Below are 909 nucleotides of genomic sequence, written 5' to 3' on the forward strand. Positions count from 1 at the left end.
CGTAACAAGGTAGCCGTATCGGAAGGTGCGGCTGGATCACCTCCTTTCTATGGAGAATCGTCTTCTGAGGAAGACATTCAAATATGCCGAAAGGCAAAATGATCTCACTCGTTGGTCAGTTTTGAGAGTTCAAACTCTCGCATACGATTTCCAGAACTTGCTTGGTGACAAGCGGTGCTGAGGATGGTATGATATAAGTCCGGTTTGAAAACCGGCGCTTTGATCCTTGAAAACTAGATACCGAAACGAATTTGCGTTTTAGAAATATCCTTTTAGCTGCTTGTGTCTTCATTGTAAGACCAAGTAACAAAAAGTAGCATGGTTAAGCTACTAAGAGCACACGGAGGATGCCTAGGCGCTAGGAGCCGATGAAGGACGTGGCGAACAACGATACTGCCTCGGGGAGCTGTAAGCAAGCTTTGATCCGGGGATGTCCGAATGGGGAAACCCGGCTGGTGTAATAGCCAGTCACTCACATCTGAATACATAGGGTGTGAAGAGGCATACCAGGGGAACTGAAACATCTAAGTACCCTGAGGAAGAGAAAACAAAAGTGATTCCGTTAGTAGCGGCGAGCGAATGCGGATTAGCCTAAACCGGTCAGCTTGCTGGCCGGGGTTGTGGGACGTCTCACATGGAGTTACAAAGGAACTGGTTAGGCGAAGAGGTCTGGAAAGGCCCGGCATAGAAGGTAAAAGCCCTGTAGCCGAAAGTCAGTTCCCTCCGAGACGGATCCCGAGTAGTGCGGGGCACGTGAAACCCCGTATGAATCTGCCAGGACCATCTGGTAAGGCTAAATACTCCCTAGCGACCGATAGTGAAACAGTACCGTGAGGGAAAGGTGAAAAGCACCCCGGAAGGGGAGTGAAATAGAACCTGAAACCGTGTGCTTACAAGAAGTCAGAGCCC

At 49.5% G+C, this 909-nt stretch carries 1 rRNA gene; it reads left to right on the forward strand.

The window, feature by feature from the left end:
* Nucleotides 1-320 precede the first annotated feature (320 nt).
* Nucleotides 321-909: ribosomal RNA gene (locus GQY55_RS30775) — 23S ribosomal RNA — on the forward strand; the annotation flags it as partial.

This window comes from Paenibacillus sp. USDA918EY (assembly GCF_009870825.1).
Classification (GTDB): Bacteria; Bacillota; Bacilli; order Paenibacillales; family Paenibacillaceae; genus Paenibacillus_AQ; species Paenibacillus_AQ albilobatus.